Source organism: Vibrio satsumensis (assembly GCF_050337435.1).
Lineage (GTDB): Bacteria > Pseudomonadota > Gammaproteobacteria > Enterobacterales > Vibrionaceae > Vibrio > Vibrio satsumensis.
Genome location: NZ_JAKJSX010000012.1, coordinates 101,178 through 121,779, shown reverse-complemented (window position 1 = coordinate 121,779; position 20,602 = coordinate 101,178). Strand labels below are relative to the sequence as shown.

The 20,602-nt window shown below is 44.8% G+C and carries 23 protein-coding genes and 1 riboswitch; of the genes, 11 read left to right on the top strand and 12 right to left on the bottom strand.

The window, feature by feature from the left end; genetic code table 11:
• The first annotated feature begins 47 nt into the window (after nucleotides 1-47).
• Entirely contained in the window at nucleotides 48-527 is a 480-nt protein-coding gene (locus L4C44_RS16555) for an acyltransferase (protein ID WP_240698005.1), read from the top strand.
• A 2-nt stretch (nucleotides 528-529) separates the two neighbouring features.
• Here the strand turns inward: L4C44_RS16555 and L4C44_RS16550 are convergent, their stop codons facing one another.
• Nucleotides 530-1,249, bottom strand: coding sequence for a 3-deoxy-D-manno-octulosonic acid kinase (locus L4C44_RS16550; RefSeq protein ID WP_327785034.1), 720 nt, complete (start codon nucleotides 1,247-1,249; stop codon nucleotides 530-532).
• A 95-nt stretch (nucleotides 1,250-1,344) separates the two neighbouring features.
• Between L4C44_RS16550 and L4C44_RS16545 the strand changes: the two genes are divergently transcribed.
• From L4C44_RS16545 to L4C44_RS16535, 3 genes are all read left to right on the top strand, one after another.
• Nucleotides 1,345-2,409 (top strand): glycosyltransferase family 9 protein, encoded by a 1,065-nt coding sequence (locus L4C44_RS16545; RefSeq protein WP_428805385.1) that lies wholly within the window; start codon nucleotides 1,345-1,347, stop codon nucleotides 2,407-2,409.
• Nucleotide 2,410: 1 nt separating this feature from the next.
• Nucleotides 2,411-2,893, top strand: coding sequence for a pantetheine-phosphate adenylyltransferase (coaD, locus tag L4C44_RS16540; protein WP_146491998.1), 483 nt, complete (start codon nucleotides 2,411-2,413; stop codon nucleotides 2,891-2,893).
• Between the two features lie 246 nt (nucleotides 2,894-3,139).
• The gene (locus tag L4C44_RS16535; protein ID WP_428805384.1) at nucleotides 3,140-3,898 is read left to right on the top strand and encodes a glycosyltransferase family 25 protein; all 759 of its coding nucleotides are present in this window, start codon (nucleotides 3,140-3,142) and stop codon (nucleotides 3,896-3,898) included.
• A gap of 75 nt (nucleotides 3,899-3,973) precedes the next feature.
• Here the strand turns inward: L4C44_RS16535 and L4C44_RS16530 are convergent, their stop codons facing one another.
• From L4C44_RS16530 to radC, 6 genes are all read right to left on the bottom strand, one after another.
• A complete protein-coding gene (locus L4C44_RS16530) occupies nucleotides 3,974-4,978 on the bottom strand; it encodes an NAD-dependent epimerase (RefSeq protein ID WP_428805383.1) in 1,005 nt (334 codons plus the stop codon).
• 91 nt (nucleotides 4,979-5,069) lie between these two features.
• Nucleotides 5,070-5,879, bottom strand: a complete 810-nt coding sequence (mutM, locus tag L4C44_RS16525) for a bifunctional DNA-formamidopyrimidine glycosylase/DNA-(apurinic or apyrimidinic site) lyase (protein ID WP_428805382.1) — start codon at nucleotides 5,877-5,879, stop codon at nucleotides 5,070-5,072.
• A gap of 3 nt (nucleotides 5,880-5,882) precedes the next feature.
• Entirely contained in the window at nucleotides 5,883-6,407 is a 525-nt protein-coding gene (locus L4C44_RS16520) for a hypothetical protein (protein ID WP_428805381.1), read from the bottom strand.
• 204 nt (nucleotides 6,408-6,611) lie between these two features.
• A complete protein-coding gene (gene rpmG, locus L4C44_RS16515; protein ID WP_002535344.1) occupies nucleotides 6,612-6,779 on the bottom strand; it encodes a 50S ribosomal protein L33 in 168 nt (55 codons plus the stop codon).
• A gap of 13 nt (nucleotides 6,780-6,792) precedes the next feature.
• Nucleotides 6,793-7,029 carry a 50S ribosomal protein L28 gene (rpmB, locus tag L4C44_RS16510; protein ID WP_004728407.1) on the bottom strand — a complete coding sequence of 79 codons (237 nt, stop codon included), beginning with the start codon at nucleotides 7,027-7,029 and terminating at the stop codon, nucleotides 6,793-6,795.
• Between the two features lie 291 nt (nucleotides 7,030-7,320).
• On the bottom strand, nucleotides 7,321-7,995 hold the full coding sequence (gene radC, locus L4C44_RS16505) for a RadC family protein (RefSeq protein WP_029236389.1): 675 nt from the start codon (nucleotides 7,993-7,995) through the stop codon (nucleotides 7,321-7,323).
• 223 nt (nucleotides 7,996-8,218) lie between these two features.
• On the opposite strand from radC, the gene coaBC reads away from it, so the two are divergent.
• The 3 genes from coaBC to lpxL all read left to right on the top strand — a co-directional run bounded on the left by coaBC (nucleotide 8,219) and on the right by lpxL (nucleotide 11,194).
• Nucleotides 8,219-9,460 carry a bifunctional phosphopantothenoylcysteine decarboxylase/phosphopantothenate--cysteine ligase CoaBC gene (gene coaBC, locus L4C44_RS16500; protein WP_428805380.1) on the top strand — a complete coding sequence of 414 codons (1,242 nt, stop codon included), beginning with the start codon at nucleotides 8,219-8,221 and terminating at the stop codon, nucleotides 9,458-9,460.
• Nucleotides 9,461-9,599: 139 nt separating this feature from the next.
• Nucleotides 9,600-10,190: a nucleoid occlusion factor SlmA gene (gene slmA, locus L4C44_RS16495; RefSeq protein WP_017063086.1), complete on the top strand. Its 591-nt coding sequence runs from the start codon at nucleotides 9,600-9,602 to the stop codon at nucleotides 10,188-10,190.
• A gap of 23 nt (nucleotides 10,191-10,213) precedes the next feature.
• Nucleotides 10,214-11,194 carry an LpxL/LpxP family Kdo(2)-lipid IV(A) lauroyl/palmitoleoyl acyltransferase gene (gene lpxL / locus L4C44_RS16490; RefSeq protein ID WP_146491992.1) on the top strand — a complete coding sequence of 327 codons (981 nt, stop codon included), beginning with the start codon at nucleotides 10,214-10,216 and terminating at the stop codon, nucleotides 11,192-11,194.
• Nucleotides 11,195-11,332: 138 nt separating this feature from the next.
• On the opposite strand, the gene pyrE is transcribed toward lpxL, so the two are convergent.
• Complete coding sequence (pyrE, locus tag L4C44_RS16485; RefSeq protein WP_371714013.1) at nucleotides 11,333-11,974, bottom strand: orotate phosphoribosyltransferase; 642 nt, start codon at nucleotides 11,972-11,974, stop codon at nucleotides 11,333-11,335.
• A 231-nt stretch (nucleotides 11,975-12,205) separates the two neighbouring features.
• On the bottom strand, nucleotides 12,206-12,922 hold the full coding sequence (gene rph / locus L4C44_RS16480) for a ribonuclease PH (RefSeq protein ID WP_009847983.1): 717 nt from the start codon (nucleotides 12,920-12,922) through the stop codon (nucleotides 12,206-12,208).
• A 214-nt stretch (nucleotides 12,923-13,136) separates the two neighbouring features.
• On the opposite strand from rph, the gene L4C44_RS16475 reads away from it, so the two are divergent.
• Nucleotides 13,137-14,003: a YicC/YloC family endoribonuclease gene (locus L4C44_RS16475; protein WP_428805379.1), complete on the top strand. Its 867-nt coding sequence runs from the start codon at nucleotides 13,137-13,139 to the stop codon at nucleotides 14,001-14,003.
• Nucleotides 14,004-14,308: 305 nt separating this feature from the next.
• Here the strand turns inward: L4C44_RS16475 and cspE are convergent, their stop codons facing one another.
• The 3 genes from cspE to L4C44_RS16460 form a co-directional block, all read right to left on the bottom strand.
• Nucleotides 14,309-14,521 (bottom strand): transcription antiterminator/RNA stability regulator CspE, encoded by a 213-nt coding sequence (gene cspE / locus L4C44_RS16470; protein ID WP_004735656.1) that lies wholly within the window; start codon nucleotides 14,519-14,521, stop codon nucleotides 14,309-14,311.
• A 311-nt stretch (nucleotides 14,522-14,832) separates the two neighbouring features.
• Nucleotides 14,833-15,258: a phosphate-starvation-inducible protein PsiE gene (locus tag L4C44_RS16465; protein WP_017062464.1), complete on the bottom strand. Its 426-nt coding sequence runs from the start codon at nucleotides 15,256-15,258 to the stop codon at nucleotides 14,833-14,835.
• 157 nt (nucleotides 15,259-15,415) lie between these two features.
• Nucleotides 15,416-16,786: an NCS2 family permease gene (locus L4C44_RS16460; protein ID WP_048661315.1), complete on the bottom strand. Its 1,371-nt coding sequence runs from the start codon at nucleotides 16,784-16,786 to the stop codon at nucleotides 15,416-15,418.
• A gap of 58 nt (nucleotides 16,787-16,844) precedes the next feature.
• Nucleotides 16,845-16,944: riboswitch (purine riboswitch) on the bottom strand.
• Nucleotides 16,945-17,268: 324 nt separating this feature from the next.
• On the opposite strand from L4C44_RS16460, the gene gmk reads away from it, so the two are divergent.
• The 3 genes from gmk (at nucleotide 17,269) to spoT (ending at nucleotide 20,450) form a co-directional block, all read left to right on the top strand.
• The gene (gene gmk, locus L4C44_RS16455) at nucleotides 17,269-17,892 is read left to right on the top strand and encodes a guanylate kinase (protein ID WP_048661314.1); all 624 of its coding nucleotides are present in this window, start codon (nucleotides 17,269-17,271) and stop codon (nucleotides 17,890-17,892) included.
• A 119-nt stretch (nucleotides 17,893-18,011) separates the two neighbouring features.
• Nucleotides 18,012-18,284: a DNA-directed RNA polymerase subunit omega gene (gene rpoZ, locus L4C44_RS16450; RefSeq protein ID WP_009848003.1), complete on the top strand. Its 273-nt coding sequence runs from the start codon at nucleotides 18,012-18,014 to the stop codon at nucleotides 18,282-18,284.
• 39 nt (nucleotides 18,285-18,323) lie between these two features.
• Nucleotides 18,324-20,450 carry a bifunctional GTP diphosphokinase/guanosine-3',5'-bis pyrophosphate 3'-pyrophosphohydrolase gene (spoT, locus tag L4C44_RS16445; RefSeq protein ID WP_048607651.1) on the top strand — a complete coding sequence of 709 codons (2,127 nt, stop codon included), beginning with the start codon at nucleotides 18,324-18,326 and terminating at the stop codon, nucleotides 20,448-20,450.
• Nucleotides 20,451-20,602 lie beyond the last annotated feature (152 nt).

Below are 20,602 nucleotides of genomic sequence, written 5' to 3'. Positions count from 1 at the left end.
ATTATAGTTTGGTCAGGTTTTTAAAGCTCTGAGGTTATATGTTCTATATGATTGGTTCAGCTCTATTTCGAGCACTGGAGAAGGCACATATAAAAGAGAAGGAAGCGAAATATAAAAGACGCTACTCTATTGATAGTACCTTTGATTTGAAACGAAGCCACGTTAGGTTTTATGGAAAAGGCGACATTATTGGTGGTGCTGAGTCCTATGTTGGTCACAACACGGCTATACAAGCGATGCCTGGTTATACAGTAAAAATAGGAAAAAGGACTCGTATTAGCCACAACGTAAGAATGTACACATCATCAACAGAAACTCAACAAGATTTCACGCAACGTCCTCTAAAAAACTATTTTGGTAATATTGATATTGGCGAAGGGGTCTGGATTGGAGCTAATACTGTAATCCTCCCAGGAGTAACCATCGGTAGCAATGTTGCCATTGGAGCCAATAGTGTAGTTACAAAAGATATACCTTCAAATACTGTTTACGGCGGTGTACCTGCTAAATTTATAAAGAACAAATAGTTTTATTCATTTACCTTGTAGCCCTGAACTAAATACTCCCAATCCGACTCCTGCCATTGAATCTGGCGCTTGTTCACTTCTTTTAAGAACGAGCGCTTTAAGCGATTCAAGTTGCCTTCTTTCCAGTCATCACCCGCTTGATGACCACACTTATCAAAGTCAATAATCCACACGTTTTGTGAAGTATCAAGCAAGATATTATGAATGTTGAGATCGGTATGATTAACCCCAGCATCGTGCATCTTGCGTACCTCTTGGCCAATTCGACGATAAACATCCGCATCTATTGGATCAGAAACCAAGACATCAACCAAATCTTTCGCATTGGGAATCCGTTCCGACATCAGATCAGCACGATAAAATAGTCCACTTTTCGTCGCCCGAGCAGCAATAGGCCTAGGTACATTCACACCTGCGTTTGCCAAGACCTTGAGAACATTAAGCTCCATCGCACAGCGCGTGCTTTCCCAATCAGAGAAACGATATTGGTCTTCGACTAACTTCCCAAACAAGCCGCCACGGCGATAATGGCGCAGTGCAGCCTGTATTCCATCAAGCTGAATAAACCAGGTGGTACCACGCCCCTGTGCACTCCCTGAAATAGCCTCACGTTGCTGCCAGTATTCAGCCTCAAAGATCTGAACCATCTCACCCTCCGGCACTTGCGCCAGAAGTTCAGGGTCATACCAAATTGTTTGGTTCTTAGTGTTAATAGTTTCCATCTATGAGGCCTTTGGGTCGCTTTTCGTCATTGCTATTTTACAACTAATGCGAGTATCTGCATAATTCTGATGTTATTCACTTTTTCGGACTCTTTATGCCACTGTTCTCAACTGCACCTCAATCTCTTTGCATACTTCGCCTCTCCGCGATTGGCGATGTTTGTCATGCTATTTCGGTGGTTCAAGCCATCCAGAAGCAGTGGCCTGAAACGAAAATTACTTGGATAACCGGGAAAATAGAAGCCATGCTGATCGGCGATCTACCCGGTATTGAGGTGATTGTTTTCGATAAGAAACAAGGCTTCAAAGGAATGCGTGAATTATGGCGCCAACTGTCTGACCGTAAATTTGATGCACTTCTGCATATGCAAGCAGCACTCAGAGCCAGCGTGCTATCTTGGGGGATAAAGGCGAAGTGCAAAGTGGGATTTGGCAAAAACCGTACTCGTGAAATGCAGTCACTCTTTACCAACCACCATCTACCTATTTCAGATAAGTTTCATGTTTTGGATAACTTTGCCGAATTTGCTCGCTACATTGGTGTCCCCTTCGATAAGCCTCAATGGGATATCCCTTTAACACCTGAAGATGAACAACTAGCAATTAGCACCATGGCAGGCAAGCCGACCTTGGTTATCTCCCCAGCTGCAAGCAAAGATTCACGCAATTGGTTAACTGAGCGATATGCCGCTATTGCTGATTATGCTGTCGAGCAAGGTATGCAAGTGGTGTTATGTGGTTCTCCTGCACCAAGAGAAGTTAACCTCGGTAACGACATCGAAAAATTATGCCTGTCGCCAGTCACTAACTTGGTTGGCAAAACGAACTTGAAGCAACTGACTGCCGTACTCAAACATGCAACAGTTGTATTGGCACCGGATACTGGTCCAGCCCACTTAGCAACCACACAATCCACGCCTGTAATCGGGTTATACGCACACAGTGACCCACGAAGAACTGGGCCCTACAATGATCTTGGTATCGTGGCCAGTGTGTACCAACAGCACGTAGAGGCGCAACAAGGCAAGCCAGTCGAAGACCTTCCATGGGGAACTCGAGCAAAAGGCGATGATTTAATGAAAGACATCACGCTCGACATGGTAAAACAAAAACTAGACAAAGCCTTAAACTCTATTAAAACACCAAGCAAGGACAGCTAATATGACCACACACGTTATCTACCCTGGCACTTTCGATCCGGTAACCAATGGTCACCTTGATATTATCGTCCGTGCCGCGAGCATGTTTGATCATATCACCGTTGGGGTGGCCGCGAGCCCAAGCAAAAAGACCATGTTTAAGTTAGAGGAGCGAGTAGAGCTGTTGCGGGATGCAGTGTCTCACTTGCCTAACGTGTCTGTTGAGGGGTTTTCTGGGTTACTGGTCGATTTTGCGAAGCAACAGAAAGCTAACGTATTGGTGCGTGGCCTAAGAACAACCATGGATTTTGAATACGAATTCGGTCTCACCAGTATGTACCGAAAACTCCTACCCGGACTTGAAAGTGTCTTTTTAACCCCATCAGAAGAGTATGCTTTCCTCTCTTCGACAATAGTTCGAGAAGTGGCTATTCATGGTGGGGACATTAGTCAGTTTGTACCACAAAAAGTTGCAGCTGAAATTAAGCTAAAGACAACCAAGTAATTCTCTTTATCTACAGCGAAAAAAATAGCGCTCGTTGAGCGCTATTTTTATTAATACCTATAACTTAATCCACCCCTAGCACGATCTATCTGACACGACAGAGCCACTAACAGTCAATCAGCCATACTGCCTCAACATTCTTGAAGCCCGTCACAACCATAATCGCTAAATAAGTGAACCATTATTACAAAAAGCTAGGCGAGTGTTAACATAGTTCACTACAAACAAAAACATCAATATAGCTCTATGAAATCATACTGCATTACCTTAAAAGCGAATCATTGTAGGCAAAAATCAACAGCCGACGCCCTTAAGGATGTTCAGGTTGATTTTGAGTTTTTTATTGGAGTGGATGCGCGAACCGATGAACACCCTCTACTAAAAAGAATTCACGATAGAGCTTTTTTACATAATATGGGCAGGTCCCATGCCATTGGAGAGGTTGGATGTTATGCAAGCCATTACCTTATTTGGCAAAAATGTATAGAGCTTAATGAGCCAGTTTTAGTCTTCGAAGATCATGCCGAGATTGATATCAACATATTTCGTAATGCTCTGACTATCGCCGAGCAGCATATTGAGCAGTGTGGCTTTATTCGCTTACAAGACAGTAAAAACAAATTACATTACTCAGTTGATAGGCACGATACCCAACACCTTGTAAAGTATTTGAAAGTTCCTCAAGGAACCGCCTGTTACGCGATATCTCCCAAAGCTGCACAAGCTTTCATCGAACAAAGTTCAAATTTCAATTATCCAGTCGATGTATTCTTACGGAATACTTGGGTCCATAAACACCCCATGTTTGGTGTTTCTTCTGCGGGATTACAACGTAGTAAGCAACCATCAATTATTGGTAATCGTAAACATAAAGGTCGAAAAGACTATTCGGTAGCTTTCATGAAAGCTACTAACAAAATAAAGAATATGACGCTCAACCTAGCAACTAATTTTTACCACCTCTCCATCTTGGATAAAAAGTACTGGCCAAAATTATCTAGGTAGCGAAGCTAAACACTAACGTTCTTCAAAAAAAATAGCGCTCATTGAGCGCTATTTTTTATTCGAAACCATCAATTATTACAGCGAGTAATAGGCTTTATACCAATCAGCGAAAGCTTTCGCGCCTTCTTGGATTTTAACTTGAGGTTTGTAACCAACCGCTTCAAACAGATCTTCAGTATCAGCATAAGTTGCATACACATCACCTGGCTGCATTGGCATGAAATTCTTTTTCGCTTCAACACCGAGAGCGCCTTCTAACGCTTCGATGTAGTCCATTAATTTAACTGGACTACCATGACCGATATTAAACACTCGGTATGGTGCTGAGCTGGTCGCTGGTGATCCTTGCTCAACCGTCCAATCTGGCTGTTTAGCTGGAATACGGTCTTGCACTCGAAGAATGCCTTCAACAATATCATCGATATAAGTGAAGTCGCGCATCATGTCGCCATTGTTGTAAATATCGATCTCTTTGCCCGCTACAATTAAGTTCGCAAACTTGAACATCGCCATATCAGGGCGGCTCCAAGGGCCGTAAACGGTAAAGAAACGTAAACCTGTCGTAGGCACATCGTATAGATGAGAATAGGTATGCGCCATCAGCTCATTCGACTTCTTAGTCGCAGCGTACAATGAAATCGGGTGATCAACACTGTCTGCTGTGTGGAATGGCATTTTTTGGTTCAAGCCATACACCGAGCTTGATGATGCGTACACTAGGTGTTCAACCTTGTTGTGGCGGCAGCCTTCAAGAATAGCTAGGTGACCAACCAGGTTGCTATCGGCATACGCCATCGGGTTATCTATTGAGTAACGAACGCCAGCTTGCGCCGCTAAGTGAATCACACGGTCAAACTTTTGCTCAGCAAACAACGTTGCCATACCTTCTCTATCAGCAAGATCCAACTCGATAAAGGTTAGGTTTTCATGCTCAATGCGCTTTAGGCGATCATGTTTTAATGAGACTTGGTAGTAGTCATTCAAGTTATCAATACCGACAACCTCATGTCCTGCTGCACATAGTCGCTCTGAAACTGCAGAGCCAATAAACCCGGCAACGCCAGTTACTAAATATTTCATTCTACTATTCTCAATTCATATCATTAGTGTAATTGTAGCTAATAGCCTGCCTATCTACTAGCGTAAAAAAGTGAACATAAGTTCAGTTTTTTTATACTTGGCACTCTTCACAGAAAAACGTGTTCCTCTGCCCTATTTTTAACTCTTGAATAAGAGCTTCACAATTAGGGCACTTTCCGCCTGCTTTGCCATACACTTGTAGCTCTTGAGCAAAGTATCCAGGTTTACCATCCGCCTGTGCGAAATCTTTTAGGGTAGTGCCGCCTTGCTTGATGGCGGTGGCGAGCACTTGTTTGATCTCTTTGGTCAACAAGACCCACTCTTCTTTTGTCACTTTGCTTGCGGGACGCAAAGGGTTGATACGTGCAGAAAATAGCGCTTCGTTGGCGTAGATATTTCCGACACCCACCACCACTTTGTTGTCCATGATGAATTGCTTGACGGCAACCTTACGCTTTTCTGCCTTCTCGGCTATGTAGTCAGCATTAAAGTCATTAGTTAGCGGTTCAGGGCCAGATCCAAGTAACACTGGATGTATTTCATCAGGAGCAGACCACAGCCATGCACCAAAGCGGCGAGGGTCGTTATAGCGCAGTACTTTGCCGTTGGTGAGCTTAAGATCCACGTGATCGTGTTTTGCTGCCGGGAAATCGGCATCTAACACGCGCAGTGAGCCAGACATACCAAGGTGAACAATGGCAGTGCCGGTATCTGTTTCAATCAATAGGTATTTTGCGCGACGCGAGATAGATCGAATCACCTGCCCTTCTAATGCTTTGAGCTCTTGTGGGATATCCCAACGCAGCTTAGGCGTGCGAAGGGTAAGCGTTTTAATGGTCTCGCCGACTAAATGAGGTGAGATCCCCATACGGCTTACTTCGACTTCGGGTAATTCAGGCATAATCTAGTCGTCCGATTTAGAGGAGTGGTTAGCGTTAAAGCTTGGAAACAGGTAGCTCTCTTCAATAGACACCGCCAACCACTGATCATTCCAGTTTTTTAGTAACCAGAACTCAGGCAATTGATAATAGGTAATACGCTGGGGTTCTTCTCGGTCTTGATACCATACTTCAATGGTGTGCGGTGTCTTTAACCGAGGCGTAAGGTCTGTGTAGGTCTGTGAGTCGACTTCCGTGCCCACAAGCTCTTTCCAACGTTGTGACAACTCTTGTGCATTGGTGGTTTGGGGGAAGTCTGTACCTTTGAACTGGTAAACCCATTGATTGTCTTGTTGAATGACAGACCACTTAGCAAAGTGCAACGCTTGAAGCTTTGCTTTTGGGTTCAGGAGATAAGGATAAGGGCTATCAACCTGCGGTTCAGGCTCGATAAGGTATGCTTTGATCAATGTTGGAAGGTTTAACACGCCGATAAAAGCGATCACACTGAACATGAGTATGTTGTTCCACCGGCGTCCACGATATCTCATCTGATTCTGCTCATCTAACCTATTGAACATTCAGTATATCGTGAAAGTGGCAATACTTTCTATGTTGTGCGGTTTTCTATCTATAAGGCGCTATATTAAGCAAGAACAATTAAGTTACTCAAATTTTAGATATAAAAAAACCCAGCGATTAAACTGGGTTTTTCAATTCTTTCTTCTACTGAAGAAGAGCAAAAAAAGCATCAATTACTTGATTTTAGCTTCTTTGTACATAACGTGTTGGCGAACTACTGGATCAAACTTTTTGATCTCAAATTTGCCTGGCATGTTACGCTTGTTCTTATCAGTTGTGTAGAAGTGACCAGTACCTGCAGAAGATACTAGACGAATTTTCTCACGAATGCCTTTAGCCATTGCTTAATTCCTCTTAAACGTTTTCGCCACGTGCACGGATATCAACAAGAACAGCATCGATGCCTTTCTTATCAATGATACGCATGCCTTTAGCAGTTAGACGTAGTTTAACAAAACGTTTTTCGCTCTCTACCCAGAAACGATGAGTTTGTAGGTTCGGCAGAAAACGGCGCTTAGTAGCATTGCGTGCGTGTGAACGGTTGTTACCCGTTACTGGACGCTTACCAGTTACTTGGCATACTCGGGACATGAATGTCTTCTCCAATCGTTTCAGCTCGATATCAACCTTGGTGGCCGAACCTCTCTATCAATTAAAATAGAAGGTAAAAACCGTTATGGAAAATCCATACAAGGCTATCAAAGGTCGCGCATTATACTAACTTGACACGCATTGCTCAAGACCCGAACAGATCCTTTTTACGGATTTCGTGATCTTTTTTTGTGCAGCGCAGCTTGCTTGAGTAATCAGAGCTGATTTTAGGTCTAAAAATGTGGGCGGAATAATAGCAGATTTAACGCAACTAACAACCTAAAATGTGATTCAAATCCATCCACGTTCTGCAAAAGAGACAACTTCGCCATCTCCAACCACAAAATGGTCGAGTATTCGTATGTCCACCAGCGCCAGTGCATCGGTTAATCGACGTGTAATCCGCCTATCGGCTTGGCTTGGTTCTGCAACACCCGAAGGATGGTTGTGAGCCAAAATTAATGCCGCCGCATTGTGATGAAGTGACCGTTTAACCACTTCCCTCGGGTAAACCGATGCGGCATCGATGGTTCCTTCAAACATTACCTCGTCCTTTATTACCCTATTTTGGTTATCGAGGAACAATATATAGAAGGCTTCTCGCTGGCGATCGCGCAACATGCTCGAGAGATAAAGCTTAGTATGACTTGGGCTAGTAAGCGCATCTCCACGAGATAAAGTCTCTGCTAGATAACGCTGCGTCATCTCTAACACAGCTTGCAATTGAACATACTTGGCCTGCCCCATCCCTTTATGAGCACAAAACTCTTCCTGCGTTGCTGAAAAGAGATGGCGGAGCGAGCCAAAGTCTTTTATCAACTTGTCTGCGAGTTCCAAGACGTTCATTCCTTGTGTCCCTGTTCGCAGGAATATCGCGAGCAGTTCCGCATCACTCAAGGAATCAGGCCCTCTATTTAACAACTTTTCTCTCGGCATCGATTCGGCAGGTATTTTATCTATTGGCATATAAAGACAATCATTGGTCATGAACACAACCCATCACCTTAATGAGATCGTAATAAGAGATCCTTCGATAGAGGTCAAAGGAAACGAGACACTAACAAAATCGTGTAATTGATAAGTTTGATAACACCAACTTGATGAGCGTCAACTCTGTTCGAGTTCTGCTTCTAGGCACTTATCCTTTGTTCTGATATCGTAAGTCGCAGAGAAATTAAGGAACAGAATCATGCAAACATTGGTTAATCAACTGAGTAACGCTGACCAACAAGGCCTAGCTGGAAAAAAAATCCTACTTGGCATTAGTGGTGGTATCGCTGCGTATAAATGTGCCGAACTGACTCGACGCTTAATTGAACGTGGAGCACAAGTACAAGTCGTGATGACAAATGCAGCCAAGGAGTTCATTACTCCTCTCACCATGCAAGCCGTCTCTGGAAGGCCAGTGTCTGATAGTTTGCTTGATCCTGCTGCTGAGGCTTCCATGGGGCACATTGAGCTCGCAAAATGGGCTGATTTGGTATTACTAGCGCCAGCAACCGCTGATCTGATTGCTCGCATGACAGCTGGCATGGGTAACGACCTACTGACCACTTTGGTTCTAGCAACCGATGCGCCAGTTGCGGTATCTCCGGCAATGAACCAACAGATGTACAGCCACCCTGCCACTCAAGAGAACATCGCAACACTAAAACGTCGTGGTTGTGAGATTTGGGGACCGGCGGCTGGCGAACAAGCGTGTGGTGATGTGGGCATGGGCCGCATGCTAGAGCCTATGCAGCTTGTACACCGCTGTGAAGACTTCTTCCAACCCAAACCACTTGCAGGCCGCTCTGTACTTATTACTGCAGGCCCGACTCGAGAAGCGATCGACCCTGTGCGCTACATTACCAACCACAGCTCAGGAAAAATGGGCTATGCACTGGCCGAAGCAGCAGCTAAACAAGGCGCTGCGGTTACTTTAGTCAGTGGCCCAGTATCACTCGCGACACCGAATAATGTCACTCGCGTTGATGTTGATAGCGCTCAACAGATGCTAGATGCCGTTTCTTCACGCGCTGCTCAGCACGACATTTTCATCGGTTGTGCTGCAGTTGCAGACTATCGTCCTGAGACAGTTGCAGACCAGAAGCTTAAAAAAGTCGACGGTAAAGATGACATGAACATTCAAATGGTTAAGAACCCAGATATCGTCGCTTCTGTCGCTTCAATGACTGAAGGTCGTCCATTTACTGTTGGCTTCGCAGCAGAAACTCAAGATGTTGAGAAATACGCGCGCGGCAAACTAGAAAGAAAGAACCTCGACATGATTTGTGCCAACGACGTCTCAGTCGCAGGCCAAGGCTTCAATAGCAGCAGTAATGAATTGCACCTTTATTGGAAAGACGGTGATAAATCTCTGCCACTGGACAGCAAAGACACACTTGGTTTCCAGATCCTCGATCAGATCCAACAGCTTATTGATGCATAAACGCACAAATTTGCTCTGACAATCTGCTGACACCTCTCGATTCTGTTGACCTAGGGCTCACAAAACTAGGAAACAGAATTGATTGGTGTTTATAATCCTTCTTCACTCAATCCTCATCTTTAGGAAAGGAAGTAAATAGATGGCTGGTGCTCGAAAATCAAACCGTCGTGAAGAAATCCTACAAGCTCTCGCACAAATGTTGGAATCGACCGAAGGTGCTTCTCGTATCACAACGGTAAAGTTGGCCAAGCAAGTGGGTGTTTCTGAGGCTGCGTTATACCGCCACTTCCCAAGCAAAGCTCGCATGTTTGAAGGCCTAATCGAGTTCATTGAAGAAGCGTTGATGTCTCGAATCAACCGCATTCTGGATGAAGAGAAAGACACGCTAGAGCGCATACGCCTAGTGCTACAACTTATCTTAGTTTTCTCAGAACGTAACCCAGGCCTGACTCGAATTTTATCTGGTCATGCTCTAATGTTTGAAAATGAACGCCTGCGTGATCGCATCAACCAACTTTTCGAACGCATTGAGACGCAACTTCGCCAGATCCTGCGTGAAAGAAAGCTTCGTGAAGGGAAATCATTCCCGGTTGATGAGAAAATCTTAGCCGCTCAGCTGCTCGGTCAAGTTGAAGGCAGCTTGAATCGATTTGTTCGCTCAGACTTCAAATATCAACCGACAGAAAACTTCGATGCTTATTGGGCTCTGCTAAGCGCTCAGATTAAGTAGCAATCAAATTTTAAGTGATGGTTATGACGACGAAAACTTCTCCGACAAACAGCACTGCACAACACGTTATTACTAAGCCACCTTTTACTCTGGCGTTACTCCACCCTAAATACTGGGGGGTATGGTTCGGTTTTGGGTTATTGGCGCTTATCGTTAACGTTCTTCCTTACCGTCTCTTACTGCTATTAGGCCGATCGTTAGGCTCTTTGGGCGCTCGTTATGGTAAAAAACGTGTAGCGGTAGCAACACGTAACTTGGAACTCGCCTTCCCAGACAAGCCAGCAGATGAAGTCTCAGCAATGGTCAGCGAGAACTTCAAGAACACTGGTATGGCACTCATCGAAACCGGAATTACTTGGTTCTGGCCAACGTGGCGTTTCAAGCGAATCCTAGTAGATAAAGATACCCAAGCACTGCGTACGCATAAAGCCAACGGTAAAGGTGTTTTGTTGTGCTGTGTGCATGCCTTAAACCTAGAGATCACTGCGCGAGCAATGGCTGTTCTCGGTATTTCTGGCTTAGGGGTTTATCGCCCACACAACAACCCTGCTTATGAATTCATTCAGTACCGCGGTCGTACCCAAAACGGCAACCGCCTAATTCACCGTAAAGATGTGAAGCGCATGATCCGAATCCTGCGTCAGGGTGAGATCCTTTTCTACCTACCGGATCATGATTACGGTCGTAACAAATCTGTGTTTGTGCCTTTCTTCGCGGTAGAAGATGCATGCACCACTACAGGCACCAGCATTCTTGCGTACACCAGCCGATGTGCACTTGTTCCGGGGTCTGGTTTTAGAAATGCCGACGGCAAGTATGAAATCATGGCCGATGAGTCAATCGAAGATAACTACCCGCAGAAAGATGAGAAAGCCGCCGCTGCCTATATGAACCGCTATCTTGAGAAGATTATCTTAAGAGCACCAGAACAGTGGATGTGGTTACACAAGCGCTTCAAAACAATGGAAGATCCAGAAGTGGAACGCGGCATTCGTTACAAATAGAGCGCCTATCTTTAGATAAGAAAATAGTTCGCTTTAATAGAAAAGTAAAAGGCCCGAAAGAGTTATCTCTCTCGGGCCTTTTTGATTTTTCGATTCTAAACTTAGAGCGCTAAACCGTAAGGTTCGACGCTTCAGGGATTAGATTCCGTATTGAGCGCGGTACGCCTTTACTGCGTCTAGATGTGCTGCATCTGTGCCTTTCTCTTCAAGGAAAGTCACAAGGTCAGTCAGGCTAACGATTGAGATAATTGCACAACCGAAGTCACGCTCTACTTCTTGAATCGCAGACAACTCGCCTTTGCCCTTCTCTTGGCGGTCAATCGCAACCAGAACACCCGCTAAATCAGCGCCGTTTGCTTGGATGATTTCCATCGACTCACGAATCGCAGTACCAGCAGTGATCACGTCATCAACTAACATGATGCGACCTTCAAGTTCGCTACCCACTAGGTTGCCACCTTCACCGTGGTTTTTCGCTTCTTTACGGTTGAAACAGTAAGGCGTGTCCACATCGTGGTGATCTGCCAGTGCTACGGCTGTTGTCGTCGCGATTGGGATACCTTTGTATGCAGGGCCAAATAGTACGTCGAACTCAATACCTGAATCAGCCAATGCCGCTGCGTAGAAGCGACCTAAGCGTGCTAGGTCACGACCTGTATTAAACAATCCAGCATTGAAGAAGTAAGGGCTCTTACGGCCAGACTTTAAAGTAAATTCACCAAACTTAAGTACTTCTTTCTCTAGTGCAAATTCAATAAATTCACGTTGATATGCTTTCATGCTCATCCTCTAAATTAATTTACTTTCCAATTCCTAACTTCCGATCACTTCGAAAGCTAACGATGATGTATTTTCTAAATAGATAGCTCTACAACAAGGCAGCAAAGTTTTTCAGCCCTATGAGCATAGGGGACCTATGTGATTAGGGTGAAAAATTGCAGCTAACACAGGTGTAGAGTTATATATGACGAAAATAAAAAAATAGCCCCCAATGTGGGAGCTATTAAATGATTAGTCGGCCAACGCAGCTTTCTGCGCTTCGACGATATCGGCAATACCCTTATTCGCCAAGGCTAAAAGCTGCATCAGCTCTTCGTGGCTGAACGGTTCGCCTTCTGCGGTGCCTTGAATCTCAATCATCTTACCGTCTTCCGTCATTACAACGTTCATATCGGTATCTGCTGCTGAGTCTTCAACGTACTCAAGGTCACACAGTGCTTGTGCACCAACGATGCCCACTGAAACTGCCGCTACGTGGCCTTTCATTGGGTTCTTTTTCAGTTTACCGCTTGCTAGTAAGCTGTTGATAGCATCAGCCATTGCAACGCTTGCACCTGAGATAGAAGCAGTACGTGTACCGCCGTCTGCTTGGATAACATCACAATCGACAGTGATCATGATTTCACCCATTACTTTCAGGTCAACAACAGCACGTAGGCTACGCGCGATCAGACGTTGGATTTCCATCGTACGACCACCTTGCTTACCGCTCGCCGCTTCACGACGGTTACGAGTGTGCGTTGCACGTGGCAGCATGCCGTATTCAGCGGTTACCCAACCCTTACCTTGGCCTTTTAACCAACGCGGCACGTTTTCTTCTACCGTCGCATTACATAGAACTTTAGTGTTGCCGAACTCAACTAATACAGAACCTTCAGCATAAGCTGTGTAGTTACGAGTAATTTTAATTGGACGAATTTGATCTACAGCGCGGTCATTTGGACGCATTGGTATCTACCTTATTAACAGTCTGAAGTGATTTACTATCGAAAGAGTGCATCACCTAAGAAAGGGGTGAGACAGTTTTGATTGGGGCAAGATTATATAGCAGTTTATCATGCAAAGCTATCCATCATGAAAGGCGACAAGCTTCGGGAGCACACCATATCGTGATACTATGCGTGCGCGTTATTTTCAGAATGATAAAAGACAGGAAAATTCGATGATTTATAGTATGACCGCGTACGCACGCAAAGAAGTAAAAGGCGATTGGGGTACAGCAGTATGGGAAATCCGTAGTGTAAACCAGCGTTACCTAGAAACTTACTTCCGTATGCCTGAACAGTTCCGTGGTTTAGAACCAATCTTGCGTGAGCGTTTCCGTAAGCGTCTAGCTCGCGGCAAGGTTGAGTGTAACCTGCGCTTTGAATCAAACCCTGCTGCAAAGGGCGAACTAAGCATTAACGAAGGTTTGGCTCAGCAAGTAATTAATGCTGCTAACCAAGTAATGACCATGACTGGCGAAGACAGCCGTTTGAACCCATTCCAAGTCATGAACTGGCCTGGCGTGATGGAAACGCCAGAGCAAGACATGGATGCCATCAACAAAGATCTACTTGAAGCATTCAACGATGCAATTGCTGAGTTCATTGATGCTCGTGCTCGTGAAGGTGAGAATATGAAGGCGCTAATCGTACAGCGCTTAGATGCGATCACTGAAGAAGTCGTGAAAGTTCGTGCACGCATGCCTGAAATCCTAGAGTGGCAACGTGAGCGTCTTCTTACCAAATTTGAAGATGCGAAAATTGAACTTGAAGGTTCTCGCGTTGAGCAAGAGCTTATCCTACTGGCTCAGAAGTCAGACGTAGCAGAAGAGTTAGACCGCCTAGACTCTCACGTGAAAGAAGCGAATGTAGTACTGAAAAAAGGTGGCGCTTGTGGCCGTAAGCTTGACTTCATGATGCAAGAGTTCAACCGTGAGTCAAACACGCTAGCGTCTAAATCTATCAGTACAGACATCACAGCATCGGGCGTAGAGCTTAAAGTTCTTATCGAACAGATGCGTGAGCAGATTCAGAATATTGAATAACAGTTTGCCAGTAACACGCTGTGAATAAGCTATTAGCTGAATCAGTGTTGATTAGATCAAGATAAGCTCCTAGTTTTAGGGGCTTTTTTTATGGATGCAATAATGCCAATCAGGTTGAGCAGGTTGTTACGCAGGAGATTTGTTTGGAGCAAGAGATAGATACAGCTATAGATAAAACAGAGAAGCGGATGTAACAAAGGATTTTAGAATATTTTGAGGGGGATATTACAGGTGGAACTAGAGGGGAAAGATTTAAGGGAGAAAGTGACGCAAGTTGCTAATGCAACCTGCGCCGACTTAAAATCTTATAGAGCTACAACGTTTGCAGCTTGAAGACCTTTTTGGCCTTGCTCTACTTCGAAAGACACTTGTTGGCCTTCTTTAAGAGTCTTGAAACCTTCAGAAGCGATTGCACGGAAGTGTACGAATACGTCTGCGCCGCCGTTGTCTTGAGTTAGGAAACCGAAGCCTTTCTCTTCGTTAAACCATTTTACTACGCCGTTTGTTTTGTTAGACATGATGTGTCCCTTATATAAAAATAAAAAATTAATCGCCAAAAGTGCGATGCGCTGAAAGCTTGAATTATTTAATGTATCTATGAAGCTAAGGGAAACACTGAGAATAACAATGAAGCAATACTAAGGGTTTTACTTTACAACTGGATGTTTCATTTAATAACCCTGAAAACAGAGCGACGCCATTCTTGGTGATCTTAGCCTGCTTGTAAAGCGTTATTTGGATAAATTGATGTTTTTTTGTTCAACCAACCCAATTAAAAAACCCAACGATATCGCTGGGCTTCATTTATAAAACCTTAACCTTCAAAGTGTTACTCATCTGGCTGCTTGGTTCGAAGGTCTACATACGGCCAATAATGATGCCCAACACGAATCAAGAGTGTTGCAGCAGCTAAGATAAATGCCGCTAAAGATAACCAAACGATCAATACTGCATCGAGCTCTTTCATACCCAAAGTGATGTAACGAGCAATCGCCATCATCGCGATATAGATTGGGTATCGCACTGGGATCTTACCGTTCATCACAAACTGTTGAACCATCGCCAACACTTCTAAATAGATGAACATCAATAGAATGTCGGTCAGTTGTACACGGCGTTCAGCGAAGACATGCATGAACTCTTCGACCATCGCAAACAAGGTCGCGAGCGTGATCGCCACCAGCAATACCGCTTCCATAATGTGGAACACTTTTAAAAACGGCTTACTAAAAGATTTGGGTAAATGAGAAGGCATAGTCACTCTTCAAAAAATAATTAATCCAGTCTCTACAATAGCATGCATCAATATAAGTCGCGTACTCTAGAGAGACAACAGATACAAAAATGGCCCCACATTCACTGCGGAGCCATCAGCTTGCCTTTTACTTAGCGACCTTTAAGGCTAATTAGCCTTAAAGCAGAATCAGGTAAGTTAAGAACACCACACACAGTCCGTAGATCAGCGGGTGTACTTCTTTGCGCTTACCTGCCACAACCATTGTGAATGCGTAGCTGATGAAACCCATCGCCATACCGTTCGCTGGAGAGAAGCTTAGCACTGTAAACATAATGGTGAAGAAGGCTGCAATGCGTGACTCTTTCTTTTCCCAGTTGATCTGACCAAGGCGACCTACCATATAGATACCTACGACTACCATCGCTGGCGCAACCATGGCTGCTGAGAAGATAGAGAAGATTGGGTATAGGAAGAGCGAGATTAGGAACAAACCTGCTACCATCACTGCCGCTAAGCCCGTTTTCGCACCTTGAGAAGACGCAATACCTGACTCAGAGAAAGCCGTAATCGACGTTGTACCCAGAATAGAGCCAATCACAGTACCGCCTGCATCAGCCACTAGAGCCGACTTCGCGTTTGGCACCTTACCGTCTTTATCAATGATTCCTGCATCGCGGCCAACACCAACGATCGTGCTCAAGCCATCGAAGAAATCGACAATCAGGAAGATAAGCACGATGAATAATAGGTCGAACATTTTCTCAGGTGTGAAAGCCGAGAAATCAAAGATAGCACCGAAGCTGCCTGCCATGCTTGGCGGCATAGCTACTAACTGTTCTGGGATTGGCGCGTTTGATGTACCCATAAATACGTCAGCAAGAATAGTTAATGCAATTGCCGACACAAATGAAATGAATGTAGCGAGCTTGATATCACGAACCATACAGCCTAGTGCGATGAAGATACTTACATAAGCGATGATCACTTTTGGATCTGAGATATCACCTAGACCAACCAACACGAATGGGTTAGAAACGATAATGCCTGCATTCTTCAGACCTAAAAAAGCAATAAACAGTCCGAGCGATACGGTAATTGCCAGTTTCAAGTCTTCAGGGATCGACTCAATCATCGACTTACGAATATTGGTCAGTGAGAACGCAAGATAAAGTATGCCCGACAAGAAGATGCCGAATAGTGCTTCATTCCAAAGGACCGCGACTGAACCACTTAATAGCAAGCCTTTAAAGAAGCCGTTCATACTCATGCCCGGCGCAAGCATCACTGGATAGTTGCCCCAAATACCCATGATTAGGGTCGAAATAGCCGCAGCAAGTGCTGTTGCAGTAAACACGGCACCTTTATCCATTCCAGGAATACCACCCAAAATCGCTGGGTTGACCGCCAGAATGTAACTCATCGCCAAGAAAGTAATGAAACCCGCGTACAGCTCAGTGCCAATCGTGGTTTTTCTTTCAGTGATTTTAAACAACGAATCAAGTGAGCCAGAAGAGTTCTGGGCTTTTAGGGTGGAATCGGTACTCACAACAAAACCTATGCAATAAATTAAGAATTTGGTGATTCAAATGCTGTGAGAATAGAGAAGTCTCTACACTAAAAACTGTAGTCACCAAGATAGGCTCGGTAGTAGAAACATTTGATCCATTTCATCAAACATATACAGCATTTAATCGTTTGCGCGGATTGTAAGGATTGAGATTAAAACTTCAACAGATTTTGTCCAGATCACATAAAAAAGTGCAGATGGTGAGTGATTACATTTCTACAAAGATCCTCATGAAGATCATTCGCCAATAAATAACGATCAAGCCAGTTGTTCTCAATCATCTAAATATGCTACTCTTCGCCTCCATTTTTCTGACCTAATTTTCACCAGTTGCTTCTATTAGTTTTACTCGTTATCTCTTTATAGACGTAACCAACGGAACAACAATTAGAGTCAGTGCTATCTTTTATAGTGTAGGTCTATTGCCTTCACTCAATCCAACCAACAGTGGAAATATACAGATGGGCAAAGGTACTCTTTACATCGTATCTGCACCTAGTGGCGCAGGTAAGTCGAGCTTGATCTCAGCAATGCTAGAAACCAATCCAACCTACGCAATGAAGGTATCTGTTTCACACACCACTCGCGGTATGCGCCCTGGTGAAGAGAATGGTGTTCACTACCACTTTGTAGAAAAACATCACTTCGAAGATCTTATTGGTAAAGGTGAGTTCCTAGAGTACGCTGAAGTGTTCGGCAACTACTACGGCACTTCACGCGTTTGGATTGAAGAAAACCTAGACCGCGGTATCGATGTATTCCTAGATATCGACTGGCAAGGCGCTCGTCAGATCCGTGAACAAATGCCTCAAGCGAAGAGTGTATTCATTCTTCCACCATCAAATGGTGAGCTAGAGCGTCGTTTGAATGTTCGCGGTCAAGATAGCGACGAAGTTATTGCGAAACGCATGAGCGAAGCAAAATCAGAGATTTCTCACTATGCAGAATATGATTATGTGATCGTGAATGATGACTTTGATGCAGCCCTAATGGACTTCAGAGCCATCATTCGTGCGGAACGTTTAAAAGAAGATAAGCAAGCAGCGAAATACAGCGGCATGCTTACTGCTTTATTAGCGGAATAATCTAGATCCCCTAGATTTTCCATTGAGATAAGTATACGGTGATCTAGAAAGTCTCTAGTTAAACTTGTATACTTTCTCGTCATCAAAAATTTATTAGTTAATTACTATTTGGAGTCCTCATGGCACGCGTAACTGTTCAAGACGCTGTTGAAAAAGTTGGCAACCGTTTCGACCTAGTTCTTATTGCGGCTCGCCGCGCACGTCAAATGCAAACTGGCGGTAAAGATTCACTAGTGCCTGAAGAAAACGATAAGCCAACGGTTATCGCTCTTCGCGAAATCGAAGAAGGTCTTATCACTAAAGACGTACTAGATGCTCGTGAGCGTCAAGAGCAACAAGAGCAAGAAGCGGCTGAACTTGCAGCAGTAAGCAGCATCGCTCACACTCGTTAAAAGCGTCATTCGAACTAATTAACCTTCCGGGCCTTTAATTTGTATCTATTCGATAGCCTCAAAGACGTTGCCCAAGAATACCTAACAGAGCCTCAAATTGAGGCTCTGCGTCAATCTTATGTGGTAGCGAGAAACGCCCATGAAGGGCAAACCCGTTCAACGGGTGAACCATACATAATCCACCCTGTTGCTGTTTCAAGAATCCTGGCAGAAATGCGTCTGGATATCGAAACCCTGCAAGCAGCCCTACTCCACGATGTAATTGAAGATACTGAAGTTACAAAAGAGGAGCTAGAAGCTCAATTTGGCAATACTGTTGCTGAACTGGTTGATGGTGTATCTAAGCTGGATAAGCTTAAATTTCGTGATCGCAAAGAAGCGCAAGCAGAGAACTTCCGCAAGATGGTTCTCGCCATGGTGCAAGACATCCGCGTTATCTTGATCAAATTAGCTGACCGTACTCACAACATGCGTACACTTGGGGCTCTTCGTCCTGATAAAAAGCGTCGTATTGCTCGTGAAACCCTCGAGATTTATTCTCCGCTAGCTCACCGTCTTGGTATTCATAACATCAAGACCGAACTAGAAGAGCTGGGATTTGAAGCCCTTTATCCTAACCGTTATCGCGTACTTAAAAACGTAGTGAAAGCTGCGCGTGGTAACCGTAAGGAGATGATCCAACGTATCCATAGCGAAATTGAAGGCCGTCTCGAAGAAGTCGGTTTGCCTGCTCGCGTACTTGGTCGTGAAAAGAACCTGTTCTCCATCTATAACAAGATGAAAACTAAAGAGCAGCGCTTCCACACCATTATGGACATCTACGCTTTCCGCGTGGTGGTTGATACCCCAGATACTTGTTATCGCGCACTTGGTCAGGCTCACAGCCTGTACAAGCCTCGCCCTGGCCGCATGAAAGATTACATTGCGGTACCAAAAGCCAACGGCTACCAATCTCTGCATACGTCAATGATCGGCCCTCATGGGGTGCCAGTTGAGGTTCAGATCCGTACTGAAGATATGGATCAAATGGCAGACAAAGGTGTCGCGGCGCACTGGTCTTACAAAGGCAATGGTTCACGCAGCAGTAATGGCACAACCGCACAGGTTAAAGCACAACGTTGGATGCAGAGCTTACTTGAGCTGCAACAAAGCGCGGGTAACTCATTCGAGTTCATTGAAAACGTTAAGTCTGATCTGTTCCCAGATGAAATCTTTGTATTCACGCCGAAAGGTCGCATTGTCGAACTTCCTGCGGGCGCAACAGCGGTCGATTTTGCTTACGCGGTACATACCGATGTCGGCAACATGTGTGTAGGCGCTCGTGTAGACATGAACCCTTACCCACTAAGCAAGTCGCTGAAGAATGGCCAAACGATTGAGATCATCAGTGCTCCGGGCGCGCGTCCGAATGCAGCATGGCTCAACTACGTCGTGACATCGCGAGCTCGCACTAAGATCCGACAGGTTCTGAAAACCATGCGTCGTGAAGAGTCGATTACTTTAGGTCGTCGTCTACTGAATCACGCACTTGGCGAACACTCGATTGGCGATATCGGCCAAGAGAACGTTGAACATGTTTTGTCTGATCTGCGTCTCGATAACATTGAAGACTTACTAGCATCGATTGGTCTTGGTGAGCTGATGAGTATCGTGATTGCTCGTCGCCTACTGGGTGATGCTGACGAACTCACTGAAGTGGAAAACAACAGCGATACACCAAGGAAGAAACTTCCTATCCGTGGTGCTGAAGGTCTACTGCTGACGTTCGCCAACTGTTGTCACCCGATTCCAGATGATCACATCATTGCCCATGTATCTCCAGGTCGTGGCCTTGTGGTTCACCGTGAAACGTGTCCAAACGTTCGTGGTTACCAGAAAGAACCAGACAAATACATGGCGGTTGAATGGTCTGACGATTACGACCAAGAGTTCACAGCTGAGCTTCAGGTTGATCTGCAGAATCACCAAGGTGCACTGGCTGAGCTAACTAATGTTATCTCGAAAACAGGCTCAAACATTCACGGTATTTCAACCGAAGAACGTGATGGACGCTTGTACACAGTGACAATCTTGCTGACGACCAAAGATCGTGTTCACCTTGCGAGCATTATGAAGAAGCTACGTGTGATGCCACACGCGCTGAAAGTAAGACGTCGTAAGAACTGATTCAAAAGCAGATGAGAGATACGAGTCTCGAGATGCGAAGAGCACAAGCTTTTCACTACTCAACTCTCCGTATTTCGAGTCTGCTTTGATTTTTTCTACTACCCTATTCTTCTCATAGCCCGTACTCGCTCTTAATCTCTTCGAATCCCGTT

Coding starts and splice junctions, on each gene's coding strand:
- coaBC (WP_428805380.1), top strand. CDS start 8,219: ATGCAAACATTGGTTAATCAACTGAGTAACGCTGACCAACAAGGCCTA.
- lpxL (WP_146491992.1), top strand. CDS start 10,214: ATGACGACGAAAACTTCTCCGACAAACAGCACTGCACAACACGTTATT.
- L4C44_RS16475 (WP_428805379.1), top strand. CDS start 13,137: ATGATTTATAGTATGACCGCGTACGCACGCAAAGAAGTAAAAGGCGAT.
- rpmB (WP_004728407.1), bottom strand. CDS start 7,029: ATGTCCCGAGTATGCCAAGTAACTGGTAAGCGTCCAGTAACGGGTAAC.
- mutM (WP_428805382.1), bottom strand. CDS start 5,879: ATGCCTGAATTACCCGAAGTCGAAGTAAGCCGTATGGGGATCTCACCT.
- L4C44_RS16555 (WP_240698005.1), top strand. CDS start 48: ATGATTGGTTCAGCTCTATTTCGAGCACTGGAGAAGGCACATATAAAA.
- L4C44_RS16550 (WP_327785034.1), bottom strand. CDS start 1,249: ATGGAAACTATTAACACTAAGAACCAAACAATTTGGTATGACCCTGAA.
- L4C44_RS16465 (WP_017062464.1), bottom strand. CDS start 15,258: ATGCCTTCTCATTTACCCAAATCTTTTAGTAAGCCGTTTTTAAAAGTG.
- radC (WP_029236389.1), bottom strand. CDS start 7,995: ATGCCAATAGATAAAATACCTGCCGAATCGATGCCGAGAGAAAAGTTG.
- L4C44_RS16530 (WP_428805383.1), bottom strand. CDS start 4,978: ATGAAATATTTAGTAACTGGCGTTGCCGGGTTTATTGGCTCTGCAGTT.
- coaD (WP_146491998.1), top strand. CDS start 2,411: ATGACCACACACGTTATCTACCCTGGCACTTTCGATCCGGTAACCAAT.
- rpoZ (WP_009848003.1), top strand. CDS start 18,012: ATGGCACGCGTAACTGTTCAAGACGCTGTTGAAAAAGTTGGCAACCGT.
- gmk (WP_048661314.1), top strand. CDS start 17,269: ATGGGCAAAGGTACTCTTTACATCGTATCTGCACCTAGTGGCGCAGGT.
- rpmG (WP_002535344.1), bottom strand. CDS start 6,779: ATGGCTAAAGGCATTCGTGAGAAAATTCGTCTAGTATCTTCTGCAGGT.
- L4C44_RS16545 (WP_428805385.1), top strand. CDS start 1,345: ATGCCACTGTTCTCAACTGCACCTCAATCTCTTTGCATACTTCGCCTC.
- rph (WP_009847983.1), bottom strand. CDS start 12,922: ATGCGTCCAAATGACCGCGCTGTAGATCAAATTCGTCCAATTAAAATT.
- slmA (WP_017063086.1), top strand. CDS start 9,600: ATGGCTGGTGCTCGAAAATCAAACCGTCGTGAAGAAATCCTACAAGCT.
- pyrE (WP_371714013.1), bottom strand. CDS start 11,974: ATGAAAGCATATCAACGTGAATTTATTGAATTTGCACTAGAGAAAGAA.
- cspE (WP_004735656.1), bottom strand. CDS start 14,521: ATGTCTAACAAAACAAACGGCGTAGTAAAATGGTTTAACGAAGAGAAA.
- L4C44_RS16535 (WP_428805384.1), top strand. CDS start 3,140: ATGAAATCATACTGCATTACCTTAAAAGCGAATCATTGTAGGCAAAAA.
- L4C44_RS16520 (WP_428805381.1), bottom strand. CDS start 6,407: ATGAGATATCGTGGACGCCGGTGGAACAACATACTCATGTTCAGTGTG.